The sequence below is a fragment of the Pseudomonas sp. N-1-13 genome, assembly GCF_057787095.1.
This window is the reverse complement of the sequence record NZ_JBYNRI010000001.1, coordinates 5,772,679-5,791,461: the sequence shown is the minus strand read 5'-3', so window position 1 is coordinate 5,791,461 and position 18,783 is coordinate 5,772,679. Positions and strand designations below refer to the sequence as shown.

General features: G+C 61.2%; 16 protein-coding genes. 8 read left to right on the top strand and 8 right to left on the bottom strand.

Annotation, left to right across the window (positions count from 1 at the left end):
• Nucleotide 1: 1 nt before the first annotated feature.
• The 6 genes from AC3I65_RS25870 to aspA all read right to left on the bottom strand — a co-directional run bounded on the left by AC3I65_RS25870 (nt 2) and on the right by aspA (nt 7,887).
• Entirely contained in the window at nt 2–1,033 is a 1,032-nt protein-coding gene (locus AC3I65_RS25870) for a histone deacetylase family protein (RefSeq protein ID WP_322834565.1), read from the bottom strand.
• A gap of 380 nt (nt 1,034–1,413) precedes the next feature.
• A complete protein-coding gene (locus AC3I65_RS25865) occupies nt 1,414–1,776 on the bottom strand; it encodes a DUF6124 family protein (RefSeq protein WP_288913350.1) in 363 nt (120 codons plus the stop codon).
• 383 nt (nt 1,777–2,159) lie between these two features.
• Nucleotides 2,160–3,152: an AraC family transcriptional regulator gene (locus tag AC3I65_RS25860; RefSeq protein WP_488524276.1), complete on the bottom strand. Its 993-nt coding sequence runs from the start codon at nt 3,150–3,152 to the stop codon at nt 2,160–2,162.
• A gap of 233 nt (nt 3,153–3,385) precedes the next feature.
• Nucleotides 3,386–4,390, bottom strand: coding sequence for an asparaginase (locus AC3I65_RS25855; protein ID WP_047226714.1), 1,005 nt, complete (start codon nt 4,388–4,390; stop codon nt 3,386–3,388).
• Between the two features lie 129 nt (nt 4,391–4,519).
• Nucleotides 4,520–5,971, bottom strand: a complete 1,452-nt coding sequence (locus tag AC3I65_RS25850; RefSeq protein WP_047226715.1) for an alanine/glycine:cation symporter family protein — start codon at nt 5,969–5,971, stop codon at nt 4,520–4,522.
• A gap of 491 nt (nt 5,972–6,462) precedes the next feature.
• The gene (gene aspA / locus AC3I65_RS25845; RefSeq protein WP_025216214.1) at nt 6,463–7,887 is read right to left on the bottom strand and encodes an aspartate ammonia-lyase; all 1,425 of its coding nucleotides are present in this window, start codon (nt 7,885–7,887) and stop codon (nt 6,463–6,465) included.
• 181 nt (nt 7,888–8,068) lie between these two features.
• On the opposite strand from aspA, the gene AC3I65_RS25840 reads away from it, so the two are divergent.
• The 5 genes from AC3I65_RS25840 (at nt 8,069) to AC3I65_RS25820 (ending at nt 11,884) form a co-directional block, all read left to right on the top strand.
• A complete protein-coding gene (locus AC3I65_RS25840) occupies nt 8,069–8,986 on the top strand; it encodes a LysR substrate-binding domain-containing protein (protein ID WP_047226716.1) in 918 nt (305 codons plus the stop codon).
• Between the two features lie 335 nt (nt 8,987–9,321).
• Complete coding sequence (purE, locus tag AC3I65_RS25835) at nt 9,322–9,813, top strand: 5-(carboxyamino)imidazole ribonucleotide mutase (protein ID WP_003196369.1); 492 nt, start codon at nt 9,322–9,324, stop codon at nt 9,811–9,813.
• Between the two features lie 12 nt (nt 9,814–9,825).
• On the top strand, nt 9,826–10,911 hold the full coding sequence (locus tag AC3I65_RS25830; protein WP_047226717.1) for a 5-(carboxyamino)imidazole ribonucleotide synthase: 1,086 nt from the start codon (nt 9,826–9,828) through the stop codon (nt 10,909–10,911).
• A gap of 103 nt (nt 10,912–11,014) precedes the next feature.
• Nucleotides 11,015–11,260: a GlsB/YeaQ/YmgE family stress response membrane protein gene (locus AC3I65_RS25825; protein ID WP_039593587.1), complete on the top strand. Its 246-nt coding sequence runs from the start codon at nt 11,015–11,017 to the stop codon at nt 11,258–11,260.
• 87 nt (nt 11,261–11,347) lie between these two features.
• The gene (locus tag AC3I65_RS25820; RefSeq protein WP_076383207.1) at nt 11,348–11,884 is read left to right on the top strand and encodes a DUF3299 domain-containing protein; all 537 of its coding nucleotides are present in this window, start codon (nt 11,348–11,350) and stop codon (nt 11,882–11,884) included.
• Nucleotides 11,885–12,018: 134 nt separating this feature from the next.
• On the opposite strand, the gene AC3I65_RS25815 is transcribed toward AC3I65_RS25820, so the two are convergent.
• Both AC3I65_RS25815 and AC3I65_RS25810 read right to left on the bottom strand, forming a co-directional pair.
• Nucleotides 12,019–12,918 (bottom strand): D-hexose-6-phosphate mutarotase, encoded by a 900-nt coding sequence (locus AC3I65_RS25815; protein WP_047226719.1) that lies wholly within the window; start codon nt 12,916–12,918, stop codon nt 12,019–12,021.
• A 57-nt stretch (nt 12,919–12,975) separates the two neighbouring features.
• The gene (locus AC3I65_RS25810) at nt 12,976–13,380 is read right to left on the bottom strand and encodes an acyl-CoA thioesterase (protein WP_003177184.1); all 405 of its coding nucleotides are present in this window, start codon (nt 13,378–13,380) and stop codon (nt 12,976–12,978) included.
• Nucleotides 13,381–13,742: 362 nt separating this feature from the next.
• Between AC3I65_RS25810 and AC3I65_RS25805 the strand changes: the two genes are divergently transcribed.
• The 3 genes from AC3I65_RS25805 (at nt 13,743) to AC3I65_RS25795 (ending at nt 18,769) form a co-directional block, all read left to right on the top strand.
• Nucleotides 13,743–15,041: an MFS transporter gene (locus tag AC3I65_RS25805; RefSeq protein WP_047226720.1), complete on the top strand. Its 1,299-nt coding sequence runs from the start codon at nt 13,743–13,745 to the stop codon at nt 15,039–15,041.
• A 229-nt stretch (nt 15,042–15,270) separates the two neighbouring features.
• Entirely contained in the window at nt 15,271–16,269 is a 999-nt protein-coding gene (locus AC3I65_RS25800) for a phosphate ABC transporter substrate-binding protein PstS family protein (protein ID WP_076383209.1), read from the top strand.
• Between the two features lie 466 nt (nt 16,270–16,735).
• Nucleotides 16,736–18,769 carry an ABC transporter permease subunit gene (locus tag AC3I65_RS25795; RefSeq protein WP_172833810.1) on the top strand — a complete coding sequence of 678 codons (2,034 nt, stop codon included), beginning with the start codon at nt 16,736–16,738 and terminating at the stop codon, nt 18,767–18,769.
• Nucleotides 18,770–18,783: the final 14 nt, after the last annotated feature.

Genomic DNA, 18,783 nt, shown 5'->3' with positions numbered 1-18,783 from the left:
CTCATTCGGCGCTTTGGAAACCTTCGAGAACGTTGACGGCATTGATGCCGATTTCTGCCACCGCGTAACCGCCTTCCATCACGAACAGGGTCGGTTTGCCCAATGCAGCGATGCGCTTGCCCATCGCCAGGTAATCCGGGCTGTCGAGCTTGAACTGCGAGATCGGGTCGTCCTTGAAGGTGTCCACGCCCAGGGACACCACGATCACATCGGCGTCGTAGCCTTGGATCTGCCCGCATGCCTGTTCCAGCGCCGCGCTCCATGTATCCCAGCCTGAACCGGCCGGCAGAGGATAGTTGAAGTTGAAGCCCTCACCGGCGCCTTCACCGTACTCGTCGGCGTAACCGAGGAAGAACGGAAACTCGGCTTCCGGGTGGCCGTGGATCGAAGCGAACAGCACGTCGCTGCGCTCGTAGAAAATCGACTGGGTGCCGTTGCCGTGGTGGTAATCGACATCGAGGATCGCGACCTTCTTATGGCCCTGGTCGAGAAACGCCTGGGCGGCGATGGCGGCGTTGTTGAGGTAGCAATAGCCGCCCATCAAGTCGCCGGCGGCGTGGTGCCCCGGCGGGCGACACAGCGCAAAGGCACTGCGGGCGCCGCGCTGGATCTCGGCCTGGGCGGTGAGGGCGACTTGCGCGGCGCTGTAGGCTGCCTGCCAAGTGCCGGCGGTGATCGGCGCGCCGGCGTCGAAACTGTAATAACCCAACTGGCCGTGCAGGCTCGTGGGTATGACCGTGCGAAAGGTCCGCGCCGGCCAGGTGAAGGGCAACAAATCGCCCTCGCGGTTGTACTTGGCCCAGCGGTCCCAAGCACCTTTGAAAAATTCCAGATACGCCGCGCTGTGGATGCGCTGGATCGGCTCCAGGCCAAAATCTTCGGGCGCCTCGACCGGGCCCAATGCGCGAGCCTTGACCCGCTCCAGCACATGATCGGCCCGGGACGGCATCTCGAAGCAGGGCATCAATTGCCCGTCCATCAACTCGCAACGCCCGTGGTGCAGGTGGTGATCGTCTGAATAGATCGTCAGCATTTTTTTGTTCTCCGCAAGGCTGGTCGGTTTGAACAGTCTTGCGGCGTGCGGCGTTTCAGAGAACGGCAGGAGAGGCCAAAAGGGGATCGAAATGGCCAAAAGGTTTGACCGTAAATCGCCCCTTGTTGGCGCGGGGGTGCGCGTGGGTGGGGCATGGAAGCCCCTGTGGGAGCGAGCCTGCTCGCGAAGGCGGCGGCACATTGCAGCCTGGTCTAACGGATGTAAGAGGTCCGTGGCGAGGGAGCTTGCTCCCGCTCGGCGGCGCAGCCGTCGTAGACCGGCTGATGCGGTTTGTCTGGAGAATGCGTCAGCCTGTTTTGGGGCGGCTTCGCCACCCAGCGGGAGCAAGCTCCCTCGCCACGGGGTTGATGGTGTAACGGCTAGCGTGGCTCGACGTTATCCAGCGCTCGGTTCGCCAGCAATGAACTCAGCTCAATCAGTTGCTGGATGCCGAGGAGGAAGTGGCGGTGCGAGCCTTCCAGATCGAAAGCCAACTCGTTGACCATCGCGTCGGCAGAAGCCAGAGTTTCGCTGAGGTTGGCCAGCAGGCATTCGTTGTCGAGGCCTTTTACGACGGAGAATAGCTGGCCGGGTTGGATGGTTTCCGCGGGTTTTGCTGGTTTGGGCGCCAGGTAATAGTCCAATGCGCGTTTGGAGGCTTCGTCGAGCTTTTTTGCGTTGAGATCGTCCAAGTAGGGGGAGTTGGGATCTGCTTCTGCTGGGTTTGGTTTAATCTTGAACATAGTGAAGCTCCTTTCACGTGAGGAACTTTCGTCAATCGGGCCGCCAAACCCGTTCGCTGGATGTCAGCGACAGGGAGACGATAGGTGGTGAGGGCAAGGCGCACAAGCAGGCGGATTCTGGCGTAGTTGTAGGCAACTGCGCAGGGTTGCGTGGGGTGGTGGAAGTGTGACGGCGGGTGGGTAAACAGAGCTTCGTGTCGCTCTGCGATTCGTGGCGAGGGAGCTTGCTCCCGCTCGGCGGCGCAGCCGTCGTAGACCGGTTGTTGCGGTCTACCTGGCGTCAGTTTTTAGGGCGCTGGATGTGTCTGAGCGACGCCATTGCGGGCAAGCCTTGCTCCCACAGGGGTTAGGTGTTGTGCGTGAAAGCGGCGATTCCCGAAGGTTCAGGACCTGAACTGACTCGGCGCCACCCCACTCCAGCGCACAAAGGCATGTCGAAAACTGGCGGTTTCGCTGAAACCGAGCATTTCGGCAATCTGATAGATCGGCAATTTATCCTCGCACAGCATCTGCTTGGCCCGTTCGAAGCGCAGTTCGTCGAGCAGTTCCTGATAGCTGCAGCCCATATTTTTGAGGTGACGACGCAAGGTGCGCGACGAGCAGTTCATCTGTTCTGCCAAGCCTTCCAGGCCGGGAGCGGCGTTCAATTGTGCACTGAGCAGTTGGCGAATCCGCCCCAGCCAGGCCTGGCGACCGGTGAACTCGGTGTTCTGCCGACGGCAGCGTTCGGCCATGGCGTGGTGGGTGATGGGGTCGGCCAGGGGCAGCGGTTGTTCCAGCCAGTGACGGTCGAAGGCGAACGCGTTGTCGATGCTGTCGAAACGCACTGGGCAGTCGAAAAGCGCTGCGTAGCGCGCCTGGTAATCGGGCGCCGAATGTTCGAAGCGCGCCGCGCGCAGGGGCAGCGTCTGGCCGAGGAGGTCGTTGCAGATGACTTTGAGCGAAACCATGCAGAACTCTGCGTTGAACACCGCCAGGGCCGGGTTCTCCCGATAATCGCTGGCGCTGAGCCAGACCGTTTCATGGCCTTCTTCCAGGTGCAGGTCGAAGAGTGTTCCCAATAGCGCCGGATAGCGCAGCGCCAAACGCAAAGCGTCACCCAAAGTGGCACTGCTGAGCAGGGCATACCCCAGCATCCCGTAGGACGACACGTGCATGCGCAAGCCCAGTTCCAGGCCGATGTCGCGCTTGAGGGCCACGGCATTGGCGCAGACCTGCATCTCCTGATTGGTGGTGATGCGCGTGTCGACCCGGCTCAGATCCGCCGCGCTGATGCCGCTGCCGGTCAGCAATGCATCACTGGGCAGGCCTTCGTGCTTGAAGGTATTGAGTACCAGGGAGACGGCGTTGAGTGTGGTGAGGTGGGAGTGCAGCATGTTCGTTTCCGGCCGGGGGAGGCTGGAAATGGAGCAAGTTGTGTGCCGGCCGGTTTTTCAGCATGAACCACAGCGGCAAAGGAATTTATCTGTGGCGAGGGGATTTATCCCCGTTGGGCCGCGCAGCGGCCCCCCTGAGTTCTATCTGATAAAGCGCGGCGTTGAGGCAGTGGGGGCGCTCCGCACCCCAGCGGGGATAAATCCCCTCGCCACAAGTTGATGCCCGGCTTGAATTAGGTGAGTTCGCCACACAGATCCAGCTCAACCAGCCGGCGAACCTCATCTACCGGCAGCCCGGCGCCGATCAACGCCTGCAACTTGCCGAGCGCGGCTTCGCGGGTCATGCCGCCGCCGGACAGCACGCCAGCGCCCCGCAAACGGCTGCCGGCCTCGTATATATCCAGCTCGACGCCACCTTCATGGCATTGAGTCACGGCCACGACCACCACGCCGCTGTCCCGCGCCCGCTCGAGGCTGGCGAGGAAGGCCGGGTTGTCGCTCGGGCCGGTGCCGCTGCCGTAGCATTCCAGCACCAGGCCCTGGATGCCGCTGCCCAGCAGGCCATCGAGAATTTCGGCGCTGATGCCGGGAAACAGCGGCAGCGCCGCAACGTTCGCCAGTTGCTTGGGCTGGTCGTAATTGAGCTGTGCCGGTAGCGAGGTTGCCTTGATGCCACCGCCCTGACGCTCCAGGCGTTTGAACGGATGGCGACCGAAGCTGCGCACCTTGGCGCAACGGGTCGGGGCCAATAGCTCGCCGTGGAAATACAGATGCACACCCGGCGCCAGCCCCTGGCCGAGGGCGACCAGCGCGCCACTGAGGTTTTCCCAGGCATCGCTGTCGGTCACGCCGGCGGGCAACATGGAGCCGGTGAAACACACCCGCGCATGCAGGCCGAGTAACTGGAAGCTCATGGCGGCCGCGCTGTAGGCCAGCGTATCGGTGCCGTGCAGGATCAATACGCTGTCGCAGCCCTGCACATCCACGGCGTCGACCACTGCTTCGCGCAGTTGCTGCCAGTAGGCCGGGGTCATGTTGGCGCTGTCGATCAGCGGCGACATTTCCCGGAAACGCCATTGCGGGATGACGAGTTCGGGTTGGCTGTGCAGGTAATCGCGCATCCGTGCTTCGAAACCGGATGCCGGGGCCAGACCATGGGCGCTGGCCTGCATGCCGATGGTGCCACCGGTGTAGAGCACCATGACGTGCTGGGCGGCAGGGTAGGTCGAGAAATTCATGGGTGTTCTCCGAGGACGAAAGCGACAGCTCATCGGGCTGTCACAACATAAGGTCGAGCATGACGCCGACCTTACGCTGTGTCACGCCGGGCGCAGAGGGTGCGCCCGGTTTTTCCAACAGCCTACCGATCAGCGTTGCGCGGCGGCCACGCCTGCCGAAGCCTTTCCAGGCGCGGCTACCGGTGCCGAAGGGTTGGCTGGCCAGGCCTTGCGGTCCAGATCCAGGTCCGGGAATTTGCTGGAATCGAAAACCGGAACCTTGATGCCGGCCGAACGCTGGTCATCGTAGTCACGCAGGATGCGCATGCCGACCTTGAACAGCAGGAACAGCGCGATCAGGTTCACGAACGCCAGCAGGGTCATGGTGATGTCGGCGAAGGCGAACACGGTGCCGAGGTTCTCGATGGCACCCCAGAAGATCAACACCAGTACCAGGGTGCGGTAGCCGATCAGCACCTTGCGGTTTTCGCCGACCATGAAGCGCAGGTTGTTCTCGCCCAGGTAGTAGTTGTAGAGGATCGAGGTAAACACGAACAGCGACAGGGCCACGGAGATGAATACCCGCCCCCAGTCACCCACCACGGCGGCGAGGGAGTTCTGGGTCAGGGCAATACCGTCACCTTCGAAGCCCGGGGTGTAGAAGCCCGACAGCAGGATCAGCAGCGCGGTGCAGGTGCAGATCAGAAAGGTGTCGAGGAACACGCTGAACGCCTGAATCACACCCTGAGCCACCGGGTGCTCGACCGAGGCCACGGCGGCGACGTTTGGCGCACTGCCCAGGCCCGCTTCGTTGGCGAACACGCCACGCTTGACGCCCATGACAATGGCGCTGCCGATCAGGCCGCCAAAGGCCTGGTCAAGGCCGAAGGCGCTTTTGACGATGGTGGTCAGCATGGCCGGCACCTGATCGAACTGCAGCACGATCACGTAGAGGGTGACGCCGATATACGCCAGGGTTTTGACCGGCACCAGCAGATCAGCAACCTTGGCGATGCGCTTGATCCCACCGATGAACACCAGGCCCAACAGCACCGCCAGGCCAATGCCTGTGTAGGTGGTGTCGAAACCGAAAGCGTTGTTCAGCGAGTGAGTCACGGCATGGGCCTGCAGGCCGTTGAAGGCGAAGCCGAAGGTGATCAGCAGCAGGAACGCCATGATCATGCCCAGCCAGCGCTTCTGCAGGCCGTGCTGGATGTAATAGGACGGGCCACCACGGAATTGGCCTTCGGCGTCGCAGCGCTTGTAGAGCTGGCCGAGGGAACATTCGAAGAAGCTGCTGGACATGCCGACCAGCGCGGTCACCCACATCCAGAACACCGCGCCGGGCCCTCCGAGGGTGACGGCGATGCCGACACCGGCGATGTTGCCCGCGCCGACACGACCGGCCAGGCTGAGCATCAGGGCCTGAAAGGAACTGAGCTGACCGGCGCTGCTTTTGAGGCTGTCACGGAACACCGCGAACATGTGAAAGAAATGACGGAACTGGACGAAACGCGAGCGGATCGTGAAGTAGCTACCGAGCCCGACAATGAGCACGATCAGCACTTTCCCTGAGAGGAAGTCGTTGATGACTTCGAGCATGAGTATTCCTCGCTGTTTTTTGTTTAAGCAAATGCTGGCCATTTGGAAACATCGTGTTACATCGGTCGGTGCGCGGCACGACAGGTGAGGCGATGTTCCGTCCCGGTCCAGATTGCGGGTTTGTTATTAGTTCGGTTTTCGCATGTGTTGGGGGTCTCGTTTCTGACGACCGCTCACGCGAAGAGGGGCGGCACTATACCTACCAGTGCGGCGCCCGTCTGCACGATTGTGGTGCGTGCGACGAAACGGACCTTTGAATCACCTGGCCTCGCGGTCAGGTTCTTGCGGGGGCGAGCCTGCTCGCGATGGCTGGCGACGCGGTTTTTCAAACGGCAGCGCGTCATCGTTTATCGCGAGCAGGCTCGCTCCTACAGGTTCTCTAATCGTTTGTAGCTATCAGTTAAAAAAAAGGGCTTGGGGAATAAATCCCCAAGCCCTCAAAAGGTGAGAGGTGTCTAGTCCCTCGACCTGGTGAGCAGTCATTGCGTCGATCACGCCTTCAGCGGGACGAGACGCGGAGCAATCATGTTTTCGGGGCGCAGGATGTCGTCGAGCATGGCATCGTCGAGCAAGCCTTCTTCGCGCACCAGTTCCAGTACGCCGCGGCCGCTTTCCAGCGCAACACGGGCGATACGGGTGGCATTTTCATAGCCGATGTACGGGTTCAGGGCGGTGACCAGGCCGATCGAGTGCTCGACCAGTTCGCGGCAGCGCGCTTCGTTGGCGGTGATGCCGACGATGCAGTGTTCGCGCAGCATGTCCATGGCCCGTTGCAGCAGGCGGATCGAGTCGAAGATCTTGAAGGCGATCAACGGCTCCATCACGTTCAATTGCAGTTGCCCGCCTTCGGCCGCGATGGTCAGGGCCAGGTCGTTGCCGATGATCTGGAACGCTACCTGGTTGACCGCTTCGGGGATCACCGGGTTGACCTTGCCCGGCATGATCGAGCTGCCTGGCTGGCGAGCCGGCAGGTTGATCTCGTTGATGCCGGTGCGAGGACCGCTGGACAGCAGGCGCAGGTCGTTGCAAATCTTCGACAGCTTGACCGCGGTGCGCTTGAGCATGCCGGAGAACAGTACGAAGGCACCCATGTCGGACGTGGCTTCGATCAGGTCGGCGGCCGGTACCAGCGGCTGGCCGCTGATGGTTGCCAGACGCTGCACGGCCAGGGCCTGATAGCGCGGATCGGCGTTGATGCCGGTGCCGATGGCGGTGCCGCCCAGGTTTACTTCGGTGAGCAGTTCAGGCGCCAGGGTTTTGAGGCGTGCCAGGTCTTCGCTCAGGGTGGTGGCGAAGGCGCGGAATTCCTGGCCGAGGGTCATCGGCACAGCGTCCTGCAGTTGGGTGCGGCCCATTTTCAGGACGTGGCTGAACTCTTCACCCTTGGCGGCAAAGGCTTGGATCAGGCTGTCGAGGCTGGCCAGCAACGCGTCGTGACCCAACAGCAGACCCAGGCGAATCGCGGTCGGGTAGGCGTCGTTGGTGGACTGCGCCATGTTCACGTCGTTGTTGGGGTGCAGGTACTGGTATTCGCCTTTGTTGTGGCCCATGGCCTCCAACGCAATGTTGGCGATGACTTCGTTGGCATTCATGTTGGTTGAAGTGCCAGCGCCGCCCTGGATCATGTCCACCACGAACTCTTCGTGGAAATCGCCGCGGATCAGTCGTGCACAGGCTTCGCTGATAGCGGCGTGCTTGGCTTCGCTGAGTTGGCCCAGCTCGCGGTTGGCATCAGCGGCGGCCTGTTTGACCATTGCCAGACCGACCACCAGCTTGGGGTAATGCGAGATCGGGACGCCGGAGAGACGGAAGTTGTTCACCGCTCGCAGGGTCTGGATGCCGTAATACGCTTGCGCCGGTACTTCAAGTACGCCAAGCAGGTCTTTTTCTGTGCGGAATGATGCAGCGGAAGACATGATAGAAATCATCTCGATAAGGACCCGGTCTGAGCCGGAACGCTGTGAATCCTAGGCTTTCAGAAAAATTAGGGCCAATGCTGTTAAACACTGGCCTATGCACATTCGGCATAATGCGGGTGTGACGCCGACGGTACGGCGAGCGTGTGACCTGTTTTGGTGCGTGCCTTGGGAGGACGTGATGAATCTAGAAAGCAAATGGCTCGAGGACTTCAGTGCCCTGGCCGCGACTCGCAGTTTTTCCCAGGCGGCCGAACGGCGCTTCGTGACGCAACCGGCCTTCAGCCGACGCATCCGCAGCCTCGAAGCGGCGCTGGGGCTGACCCTGGTCAACCGCTCTCGCACACCGATCGAACTGACAGCAGCGGGGCAGTTGTTCCTGGTGACGGCGCGCACCGTGGTCGAGCAACTGGGTGAAGTGCTGCGTCATCTGCACCATCTGGAAGGCGGGCAGGGCGAAGTGATGCAAGTGGCGGCCGCGCACTCCCTGGCGCTGGGCTTCTTCCCGCGCTGGATTGCACAACTGCGCAACGAAGGCTTGAACATCGCCACGCGGCTGGTGGCGACCAACGTCGGCGACGCCGTGCATGCGTTGCGTGAAGGGGGTTGCGATCTGATGCTGGCCTTCTATGACCCGGATTCGGCCATGCAAATGGACCCGGAGATTTTCCCCTCGCTGCACTTGGGCCAGACCGAAATGCTGCCGGTGTGTGCCGCCGATGCTGAGGGCAAACCGCTGTTCGACCTTGAAGGCGAGGCCAGCGTGCCCTTGCTGGCCTACAGCGCCGGTGCATTTCTCGGACGCTCGGTGAACCAGTTGCTGCGCCAGCGGGCCCTGCGTTTCACCACGGTTTACGAAACGGCCATGGCCGACAGCCTCAAAAGCATGGCGCTGGAGGGCCTGGGTATCGCCTGGGTGCCACAACTGAGCGTGCGCGCCGAACTGGCCCGGGGCGAACTGGTGGTCTGCGGCGGCGCGCAATGGCACGTGCCCCTGGAAATCCGCCTGTACCGCTGCGCGCTGGTGCGCAAGGCCAACGTGCGCTTGTTGTGGCGCAAGCTCGAGGGCGGCGCGGCGCAAGGCGTGACTGGCACCTGATACCACGAAGATCTTCTGTCGGAGCGAGCTTGCTCGCGATAGCGGTGTGTCAGGCAACGATGATGTTAAATGTCAGTCCGCTATCGCGAGCAGGCTCGTTCCCACAGGGGCATTGTGGTGCTTTTTCGCTGACCTGAGAGTCAATAAAACCGCCGTTTAACCACAAATGACAGATGGTCGCGACAGGGGCTGTTTATCTATTTCATTGAGGTATACTGCGCGGCCTTCGGCCGGTCCAGATCGGCCATAATTCGTACAACAAGCCACGCCGGTTTCCTGCGTGGCTTGTTGTTTTTTGACGCGCCTGCGGGCGCCCAGAGAGAAGAGGCACGACGATGAGTGCACTGGTTGGCGTGATCATGGGCTCCAAGTCCGATTGGTCCACCCTTAGCCACACCGCCGATATGCTGGAAAAGCTCGGCATCCCTTACGAGGTGAAAGTGGTCTCCGCCCACCGCACCCCGGACCTGCTGTTCCAGTACGCCGAAGAGGCTGAGGCGCGTGGCATCGAGGTGATCATCGCCGGTGCCGGTGGCGCGGCCCACCTGCCAGGCATGTGTGCGGCCAAGACTCACCTGCCGGTGCTGGGCGTGCCGGTGCAGTCGTCGATGCTCTCGGGCGTCGATTCGCTGCTGTCGATCGTGCAGATGCCGGCCGGCATTCCGGTCGCGACCCTGGCCATCGGCAAGGCCGGTGCGATCAACGCGGCCCTGCTGTCGGCGAGCATCCTGGGCGCCAAGCACCCACAATTTCATACCGTGCTGAAAAAATTCCGTGCTGAGCAGACAGACAGCGTCCTGGACAATCCAGACCCACGCATTGCCTGAGGTGGTTGACGAATGAAGATCGGTGTAATCGGTGGCGGCCAGTTGGGTCGCATGTTGGCCCTGGCGGGAACGCCGCTGGGAATGAACTTCGCTTTCCTCGATCCGGCGCCGGACGCCTGCGCCAGCGCGCTGGGTGAACACCTGCGGGCCGACTACGGTGATCAGGACCATTTGCGCCAACTGGCCGATGAAGTCGATCTGGTGACCTTCGAGTTCGAGAGCGTCCCGGCCGAAACCGTTGCCTTCCTGTCCCAGTTCGTCCCGGTCTACCCGAGTGCCGAAGCCTTGCGCATCGCCCGCGACCGCTGGTTCGAAAAGAACATGTTCAAGGACCTGGGCATCCCTACACCCGCGTTCGCCGACATCCAGTCCCAGGCCGACCTGGAAGCCGCCGTTGCTTCCATCGGCCTGCCGGCCGTCCTCAAGACTCGCACCCTGGGCTACGACGGCAAGGGCCAGAAAGTCCTGCGCAATCCTGAGGATGTGGCCGGCACGTTCGCCGAGCTGGGCAGCGTGGCCTGCCTGCTGGAAGGTTTTGTACCGTTCACCGGGGAAGTCTCGTTGATCGCCGTGCGGGCTCGCGACGGGGAAATCCGTTTCTATCCGCTGGTGCACAACACCCACAAGGACGGCATTCTCAAGCTGTCCGTTGCCAGCACCGATCATCCGCTGCAGGCCCTGGCCGAGGACTACTCCAGCCGTGTGCTCAAGCAACTGGACTATGTCGGCGTGATGGCGTTCGAGTTCTTTGAAGTGGACGGCGGCCTCAAGGCCAATGAAATCGCCCCGCGCGTGCACAACTCCGGGCACTGGACCACCGAAGGCGCCGAGTGCAGCCAGTTTGAAAACCACCTGCGGGCGGTGGCCGGGCTGCCGCTGGGCTCGACCGCCAAAGTCGGCGAAAGCGCGATGCTCAATTTCATCGGCAAGGTGCCGGACAGCGAGAAAGTCCTGGCGATTGCCGATTGCCACCTGCATCACTATGGCAAGGCGTTCAAGGCCGGGCGCAAGGTCGGTCACGCCAACCTGCGCTGCGCTGACCGGGCCACGCTGGCCCAGCAGATCATCAAGGTCGAGACACTGATCGCCGAACAATAGTCTTCAGTGTCGGTGGAACCATTGGTCGGCTAACTTCTCTGATGGCTAGGTGCCAAAGCCCGAACGGGCTTTGGTCTAGCGACTTACCTCAGAGGGAAATGCCATGGGAATCATTGGAACCATCTTTATCGGCTTGATCGTGGGCCTGCTGGCGCGCTTCCTGAAGCCGGGCGATGACAGCATGGGCTGGATCATGACCATCCTGCTCGGTATCGGCGGTTCGTTGGCAGCCACTTACGGCGGCCAGGCCCTGGGCATCTACCAGGCTGGCGAAGGCGCCGGTTTCATCGGTGCCCTGGTGGGCGCGGTGGTGTTGCTGGTGATCTACGGTCTGATCAAAAGAAACTGATTCTGTGACAAAGCCCCCTCTGCGTTGGCGCGCAGGGAGGGCTAGAATGCCCGGCGTCGTACTTCCTACTTATTGCCGAGCTCATTCATGCGCCGTTTAGTCTTGACCCTCCTTCTGCTGGGCAGCGGCCTGGCCCACGCCGCCGAACTGCCGGAAACCGACTGGCTCGAACTGATGCCCAAGTCGGATCAGAAAGCCCTCGAGGCCATGCCCGAGATTGACCACAACACCCCCGAAGCCAGCGGCACCTTCACCGAAAAAGGTGGCTTGAAACAAAGCAAGGGCTTACCGGCGGTCATGTATTCGAGCAAGACCGTGGCGTCGATGAACGACCGGCATATCCGCCTGGGCGGCTACCCGGTGCCGCTGGAGTCCGACGCCAAGGGCCGCAGCACGCTGTTCTTCCTGGTGCCTTACCCTGGCGCCTGCATCCACGTCCCGCCACCTCCGCCCAATCAACTGGTGCTGGTGCGCTATCCCAAGGGTTTGAAGCTGGACGACATCTACACACCGCTCTGGGTGACCGGCACGCTGAAGATCGAAAAGGTCGACAACGACCTGGCCAGCGCGGCGTACGCGCTGGAAGCGGAAAAGGTGAGGGTGGTGCAGGAGGCGGATCTGTAACGGCCGGCTGGCCTGATACAAATCCCAATGTGGGAGCGAGCCTGCTCGCGAAGCGGTGGGTCAGCCATCAACGATATTGACGGTCAGTCCGCTATCGCGAGCAGGCTCGCTCCCACAAAGTTTTGTGGTGTGGCTTAGAGCGGCTTGCTACCGATGCTCACCCCGAGGGTATGACTGGCCTGCGGCAACAGCGTTACCACATCGTCCATCACATTCGCCGTCTCGATACACAGCATGCGCTGCCAGCCATCGTCGGCCATGTCGCTGAAGGCCTTGGCGCGTTCGGTCCAGGGGTTCCAGATCACCGCCGAGCGTGAACCGCTGCTGGTCAGTTCGATGCGTCGTTCCCAGTGCGGGTCAACGATGCTCAGCTTCGCTGGGGTATCGAGATAGATGCGATCAGTCTCGCCGGCAAAGTGCAGGTCGCCGGCCTGGGTCACGGTATTCCAGTCGTCCAGTGTTTCGATATAACGCAAGCCATCCACGCCTTCGACATGCACGTTGCGCACGTCACTGACAGCGAAGTAACTGTGCAGCGCCTGGCTCAGGCTGACGGTTTCGCTGCCGCGGTTATGGCTGGTGAGGTGGATGTGCAACTGCTCGTCCATCACGATAGTCAGCGTCAGGTCCACCTGATGGGGCCAGCCCGAGAGGCCGTTTTCGGGGTAGGGCAGCACGAATTCCACTTTCAGGCTCTCGCCCTGGGCTTCGATGCCCTTGAGCTCCCAATCCATGGCCCGCACCAGGCCGTGAGCGGTGGCCGGATCGTTGCTCACGCGCATGGCCTGCACGCTGTCGGGGTTGCGCGTCAGGTTGCCGAACCACGGCCAGCACACCGGCACCCCGGCACGGATGCTCTTGCCCGCCTTGAACGTTGCCTGGTCGTTGAGCCAGATCAGCGGCGGCTGGCCGTCGACCTGATAGCTTAGGATGTGCGCGCCTTGCTGGGCCACCAGCAACTCGGCCTGACCGTGGCGGATGCGCCAGCCGTTCAGTTCATCCAGTTTGACGGCTTCGACATGGGGCGTAGGCATACTGCAAGTCTCGCTCAGGAACATGAACTGCAATGGACCGCAAAACGGCCCCCGTGTTTAACGGGCGCGCGGCGGAACCGAGCGGGTACGGCCACTGCCATCGATGGCGACGAACACAAACACCGCCTCGGTGACCTTGCGCCATTCGCTGGACAGCGGATCGTCACTCCAGACCTCGACCATCATCTGGATCGAACTGCGGCCGATCTCCAGCGCTTGGGTATAAAAAGACAGCTGGGCACCCACGGCCACCGGCACCAGAAATGCCATGCGGTCGATCGCCACGGTGGCCACGCGTCCACCGGCCACTTTGCTGGCCATGGCCGTGCCGGCCAAGTCCATCTGGGAAACCAGCCAGCCGCCGAAAATATCGCCAAAGCCGTTGGTTTCGCGGGGAAGCGCGGTGATTTGCAGGGCCAGGTCGCCTTGCGGGATTGGATCTTCCTGTTCGAGCTCTATCATGCCGGGGGTGCCTCTGACCCGTAACTCTGTCTTATGTATCAGGTGAATAGCCGTCTTTGAAAAAAACGATTCAGCCCGAACATGCGTTCGTCACGTTTTTCGTAAAGGCGTGCCAAAGGGAAACTCTGCGAAACCGGCTGGCAGGTTACTACGCCACCAACGACGTTTTCGCACAGCAACCCCTTACAGAGTGTTGCAAGGTTGCGAGTATATCGAGCGATAGACGTCGAGACGACCACCCGGTTCCGATTTTGACTGTCAATTACGCACCTCTATGTGCTTTTTTGAACAATTTGCTATCGTGCCGAGCCTGCCCACCGTTGTCCGGGGTTGCAGAACTGACTATAAGAGAAGCCCTTGCCATGACCACTGCGCCTTCGAGCACGGCGACACCCGTTCAATCGGCTCGTCCGTTGACCCGTAACGATTACAAGACCCTGTCGCTTTCTGCCTTGGGCGGTGCGCTGGAGTTCTACGATTTCATCATTTTCGTGTTCTTCGCCACCGTGGTTGGCAAATTGTTCTTCCCCGCCGAAATGCCTGAGTGGCTGCGCTTGATGCAGACGTTCGGCATTTTTGCCGCCGGTTATCTGGCCCGGCCGCTGGGCGGGATCATCATGGCTCACTTCGGTGACCTGCTGGGACGCAAGAAAATGTTCACCTTGAGCATTTTCATGATGGCCGTGCCGACCCTCATCATGGGGTTGCTGCCGACCTATGCCCAGATAGGCATGTGGGCGCCGATTCTGCTGTTGCTGATGCGCGTGATCCAGGGCGCGGCCATTGGTGGTGAGGTGCCGGGAGCCTGGGTGTTCGTTTCCGAGCACGTTCCGGCGCGCCACATCGGCTACGCCTGCGGCACGCTGACGTGTGGCCTGACCGTGGGGATTTTGCTGGGTTCGCTGGTGGCCACGGCCATCAACAGCATCTATACGCCGGTGGAGGTCGCGGATTACGCCTGGCGGATTCCGTTCCTAATGGGGGGTGTGTTCGGCCTGTTCTCGGTGTACCTGCGCCGTTGGCTGCACGAAACCCCGATATTCGCCGAGCTGCAACTGCGCAAGGCCCTGGCTGCGGAAGTACCGCTGCGAGCGGTGCTGCGTGATCATCGTGGCGCCATTGCCCTTTCGATGTTGCTGACCTGGCTGCTGTCGGCCGGCATCATCGTGATCATCCTGATGACCCCGACCGTGCTGCAAACGGTGTATCACTTCAGCCCGACCACCGCGTTGCAGGCCAACAGCCTGGCGATCGTATTCCTGAGCTTTGGCTGCATCGGCTCGGGCGTGCTGGCCGACCGCTTCGGTGCCGGACGAGTGTTCGTGTTCGGCAGCGCGTTGCTGTTGATCACCTCCTGGACCTTCTATCACAGCCTGTTCAACCACCCCGACTGGCTCTTTCCGCTCTATGCCCTGAGCGGGCTGCTGGTGGGCACCATCGGCGCGGTGCCCTATGTCATGGTCAAGGCGTTCCCGGCCGTGGTGCGCTTCAGCGGCCTGTCGTTCTCCTACAACCTGGCCTATGCAATCTTCGGCGGCCTGACCCCGATGATCGTCACCCTGCTGCTCAAGGAAAGCCCGATGGGGCCGGCCTATTACGTGGCGGTTATCTGCGGTATCGGGATTGCGGTGGGGGCGTATCTCTGGAAGGAAGGTCGTTAAGCCTTCATCGACTGTATTGGCCTCATCGCGAGCAGGCTCGCTCCCACACCGGATCTGTGTTCACCGCACATCCCCTGTGGAAGCGAGCCTGCTCGCGATTGGGCCTGCGCGATCGTATTTAAATCTCGATAATGGCCTTTCATCCAATTGTCATATTTCAGCCATAGAGTGTTCACACGGCTTACCGATACTTGGCCGACTTAACACACCTATCTGCTAGGAGTAAGGCATGAAACTGAAGCGTTTGATGACGGCAATGACCTTTGTCGCCGCTGGCGTTGCGACCGCCCACGCGGTTGCCGCTGTCGACCCAGCCATCCCGAGCTACACCAAGACCACCGGTGTGTCGGGCAACCTGTCCAGCGTCGGCTCCGATACTCTGGCCAACCTGATGACCCTGTGGGCCGAGAACTACAAGAAAGAATACCCGAACGTAAATATCCAGATTCAGGCCGCCGGTTCTTCCACTGCGCCACCTGCTCTGACTGAAGGCACCTCCAACCTGGGCCCGATGAGCCGCAAGATGAAGGACAACGAGCTGCAGGCCTTCGAAACCAAATACGGTTACAAGCCTACTGCTGTTCCAGTGGCCGTGGACGCCCTGGCGGTGTTCGTACACAAGGACAACCCGATCAAAGGCCTGACCATGGCTCAGGTCGATGCAATTTTCTCGTCGACTCGCCTGTGCGGCGCCAAGGCTGACGTCAAGACCTGGGGTGACCTGGGCGTGACCGGTGACCTGGCCAACAAGCCAATCCAGCTGTTCGGTCGTAACTCGGTATCCGGCACCTACGGCTACTTCAAAGAAGAAGCCCTGTGCAAAGGCGACTACAAGTCCAACGTCAATGAACAGCCTGGTTCGGCGTCGGTTGTACAGTCCATCAGCAGCTCGCTCAACGGCGTTGGCTACTCGGGCATCGGCTACAAAACCGCCAGCGTGAAAACCGTTGCTCTTGCCAAGAAAGAAGGCGGCGAGTTCATCGAAGACACCGAAGAAAACACCCTGAACGGCAAGTACCCGCTGTCGCGTTTCCTCTACGTTTACATCAACAAGGCTCCGAACAAGCCTCTGGCCCCGCTGGAAGCTGAGTTCCTGAAGCTGGTTCTGTCCAAGCAAGGTCAGGAAGTTGTGGTCAAGGACGGCTACATCCCGCTGCCAGCCAAGGTTGCCGCCAAGGCCCTGGCTGACCTGGGTCTGTCCGAAGGCGGCAACGTCGCCAAGAAGTAACACCTGAGCCCGGGCCACACCCGGGCTTTTGTGGGGGCGAGCTAGCTCGCGATAGCGGTAGGTCAGTCAACATTGAGGTTTGAATGTGATGACCCCATCCCGAGCAAGCCCCCCACACCCCAATTTCTGTCCGCTGCCGGTATTCACGGGCGGCGGATTTGTTGCGTCACTGCATTGTCATCTTTCTGTCATACAGGATCGCTAGGGTGTGCGCATGAATGATCTGGCCAATTCCACAATGACTACGACTTCCCCTCCCAAGCGCATTGACTTCAATACGCCTGAACTGCAACGCAAGCGCCGTATCCGCGCGCTCAAGGATCGCCTGACCCGCTGGTACGTTCTGGTCGGCGGGCTCGCCGTGCTGGCGGCCATTACCTTGATTTTCTTCTTCCTGGCGTATGTGGTCCTCCCGCTGTTCCAGGGCGCGGACCTGACCTCCAAGGACTCGATTACTCCTGCCTGGATGCAGGACGCCGGCAAACCGCTGATGATCGCCATCGAAGAGCAGAACCAGGTGGCGATGCGGATCTCCGACAAGGGTCAGGCGCTGTTCTTCGACATCGATACCGGAGCAGAGCTGCGTCGTGTCGACCTGCCGGTGCCGGCGGGTGCCAGCGTGACCTCCATCGGCGAAGACCAACCCGGCAGCCCGTTGGTGGTGATCGGTCTGTCCAACGGCCAGGCACTGGTGGTGCGTCATACCTATAAAGTCAGCTATCCGGACGGCAAGAAAACCATTTCGCCGGCCATCGAGTACCCGTACGGCGAAACGCCGATTGTGCTCAACGAGCAGGGCGCGCCGCTGGAGCACGTATCGCTCAACGCCACTGATTCGACCCTGTTGCTCGCCGGTTCCACGGGCGCGCAACTGCAGGTGCTGTCGATCACCAGCGAAGAAAACATGATGACCGGTGAAGTCACCAGCGAGCAGACGCGTATCGATCTGCCGCAGATGACCGAGCCGGTCAAAAACATCTTCGTCGACCCGCGTCAGCAATGGCTGTATGTGGTCAACGGGCGTGCCCAGGCCGATGTGTTCAGCCTGCGGGAAAAGAGCCTCAACGGTCGCTACAAGCTGCTTGAGAACGGCGACGCCCAGGTCACCGCCAGCACCCAGTTGGTAGGCGGGATTTCCCTGATCATTGGTGACTCCACAGGTGGCCTGGCTCAGTGGTTCATGGCCCGCGATGCGGACGGTGAGCAACGCCTGAAACAGATTCGTACGTTCCAGATGGGCACTGCGCCGATCGTTGAGATCACCGCCGAGGAACGGCGTAAAGGTTTCGTGGCCTTGGACGCTTCCGGCAAACTCGGCGTGTTCCACAGTACCGCTCACCGCACCTTGCTGGTGGACCAGGTGGTCGACGGCCAGGGCCTGTTCGGCATGTCACCTCGGGCCAACCGTCTGATCGTGGAGCAAGGCGGCAAGTTGCAACCGTTGCTGCTGGATAACCCGCACCCGGAAGTCTCGTGGAGCGCGTTGTGGGGCAAGGTCTGGTACGAAAACTACGACGAGCCTAAATACGTCTGGCAATCGACTGCGGCCAACACCGATTTCGAACCCAAGATGAGCCTTTCGCCGCTGACCTTCGGCACCCTGAAAGCGGCGTTCTACGCGATGCTGCTGGCTGCGCCGCTGGCGATTGCTGCCGCGATCTACACCGCGTACTTCATGGCCCCGGGCATGCGCCGCAAGGTCAAGCCGGTGATCGAACTGATGGAAGCGATGCCGACGGTGATCCTCGGTTTCTTCGCCGGCCTGTTCCTGGCGCCCTACGTCGAAGGGCACCTGCCAGGTATCTTCAGCCTGCTGATGTTGTTGCCCGTTGGCATCCTGGTGGCCGGTTTCGTCTTCAGCCGCTTGCCTGAGTCCGTGCGCCTGAAGGTGCCAGAGGGCTGGGAAAGCGCGATGCTGATCCCGGTGATCCTGTTCGTGGGCTGGCTCTCGCTGTACATGAGCCCGTACATGGAAGCCTGGTTCTTCGGTGGCGACATGCGCATGTGGATCTCCCATGATCTGGGCATCACCTACGACCAGCGCAACGCCCTGGTAGTCGGCCTGGCGATGGGTTTTGCGGTCATCCCGAACATCTACTCCATCGCTGAAGACGCCGTGTTCAGTGTGCCGCGTGGCCTGACCCTGGGCTCGCTGGCCCTCGGTGCCACGCCGTGGCAGACCATGACCCGCGTGGTGATTCTCACCGCCAGCCCCGGCATCTTCTCGGCGCTGATGATCGGCATGGGCCGTGCGGTCGGTGAAACCATGATCGTGCTGATGGCCACCGGTAACACGCCGGTCATGGAAATGAACCTGTTCGAAGGTCTGCGCACCCTGGCGGCCAACGTGGCGGTGGAAATGCCTGAGTCGGAAGTCGGCGGCAGCCATTACCGCGTGCTGTTCCTGTCGGCACTGGTGCTGCTGCTGTTCACCTTCATCATGAACACCCTCGCCGAGCTGATCCGTCAGCGTCTGCGCAAGAAATATTCGTCGCTTTAAGAAAGGTAGAAGTC

Excerpts from the sequence above, each read along its gene's own strand:
- AC3I65_RS25850 (WP_047226715.1), bottom strand. The coding sequence starts at position 5,971 with ATGCTCGAAGTCATCAACGACTTCCTCTCAGGGAAAGTGCTGATCGTG.
- AC3I65_RS25830 (WP_047226717.1), top strand. The coding sequence starts at position 9,826 with ATGAAGATCGGTGTAATCGGTGGCGGCCAGTTGGGTCGCATGTTGGCC.
- AC3I65_RS25795 (WP_172833810.1), top strand. The coding sequence starts at position 16,736 with ATGCAGGACGCCGGCAAACCGCTGATGATCGCCATCGAAGAGCAGAAC.
- AC3I65_RS25810 (WP_003177184.1), bottom strand. The coding sequence starts at position 13,380 with ATGATAGAGCTCGAACAGGAAGATCCAATCCCGCAAGGCGACCTGGCC.
- AC3I65_RS25805 (WP_047226720.1), top strand. The coding sequence starts at position 13,743 with ATGACCACTGCGCCTTCGAGCACGGCGACACCCGTTCAATCGGCTCGT.
- purE (WP_003196369.1), top strand. The coding sequence starts at position 9,322 with ATGAGTGCACTGGTTGGCGTGATCATGGGCTCCAAGTCCGATTGGTCC.
- AC3I65_RS25840 (WP_047226716.1), top strand. The coding sequence starts at position 8,069 with ATGAATCTAGAAAGCAAATGGCTCGAGGACTTCAGTGCCCTGGCCGCG.
- AC3I65_RS25815 (WP_047226719.1), bottom strand. The coding sequence starts at position 12,918 with ATGCCTACGCCCCATGTCGAAGCCGTCAAACTGGATGAACTGAACGGC.
- AC3I65_RS25800 (WP_076383209.1), top strand. The coding sequence starts at position 15,271 with ATGAAACTGAAGCGTTTGATGACGGCAATGACCTTTGTCGCCGCTGGC.
- AC3I65_RS25860 (WP_488524276.1), bottom strand. The coding sequence starts at position 3,152 with ATGCTGCACTCCCACCTCACCACACTCAACGCCGTCTCCCTGGTACTC.
- AC3I65_RS25870 (WP_322834565.1), bottom strand. The coding sequence starts at position 1,033 with ATGCTGACGATCTATTCAGACGATCACCACCTGCACCACGGGCGTTGC.
- AC3I65_RS25820 (WP_076383207.1), top strand. The coding sequence starts at position 11,348 with ATGCGCCGTTTAGTCTTGACCCTCCTTCTGCTGGGCAGCGGCCTGGCC.
- AC3I65_RS25825 (WP_039593587.1), top strand. The coding sequence starts at position 11,015 with ATGGGAATCATTGGAACCATCTTTATCGGCTTGATCGTGGGCCTGCTG.
- aspA (WP_025216214.1), bottom strand. The coding sequence starts at position 7,887 with ATGTCTTCCGCTGCATCATTCCGCACAGAAAAAGACCTGCTTGGCGTA.
- AC3I65_RS25855 (WP_047226714.1), bottom strand. The coding sequence starts at position 4,390 with ATGAATTTCTCGACCTACCCTGCCGCCCAGCACGTCATGGTGCTCTAC.
- AC3I65_RS25865 (WP_288913350.1), bottom strand. The coding sequence starts at position 1,776 with ATGTTCAAGATTAAACCAAACCCAGCAGAAGCAGATCCCAACTCCCCC.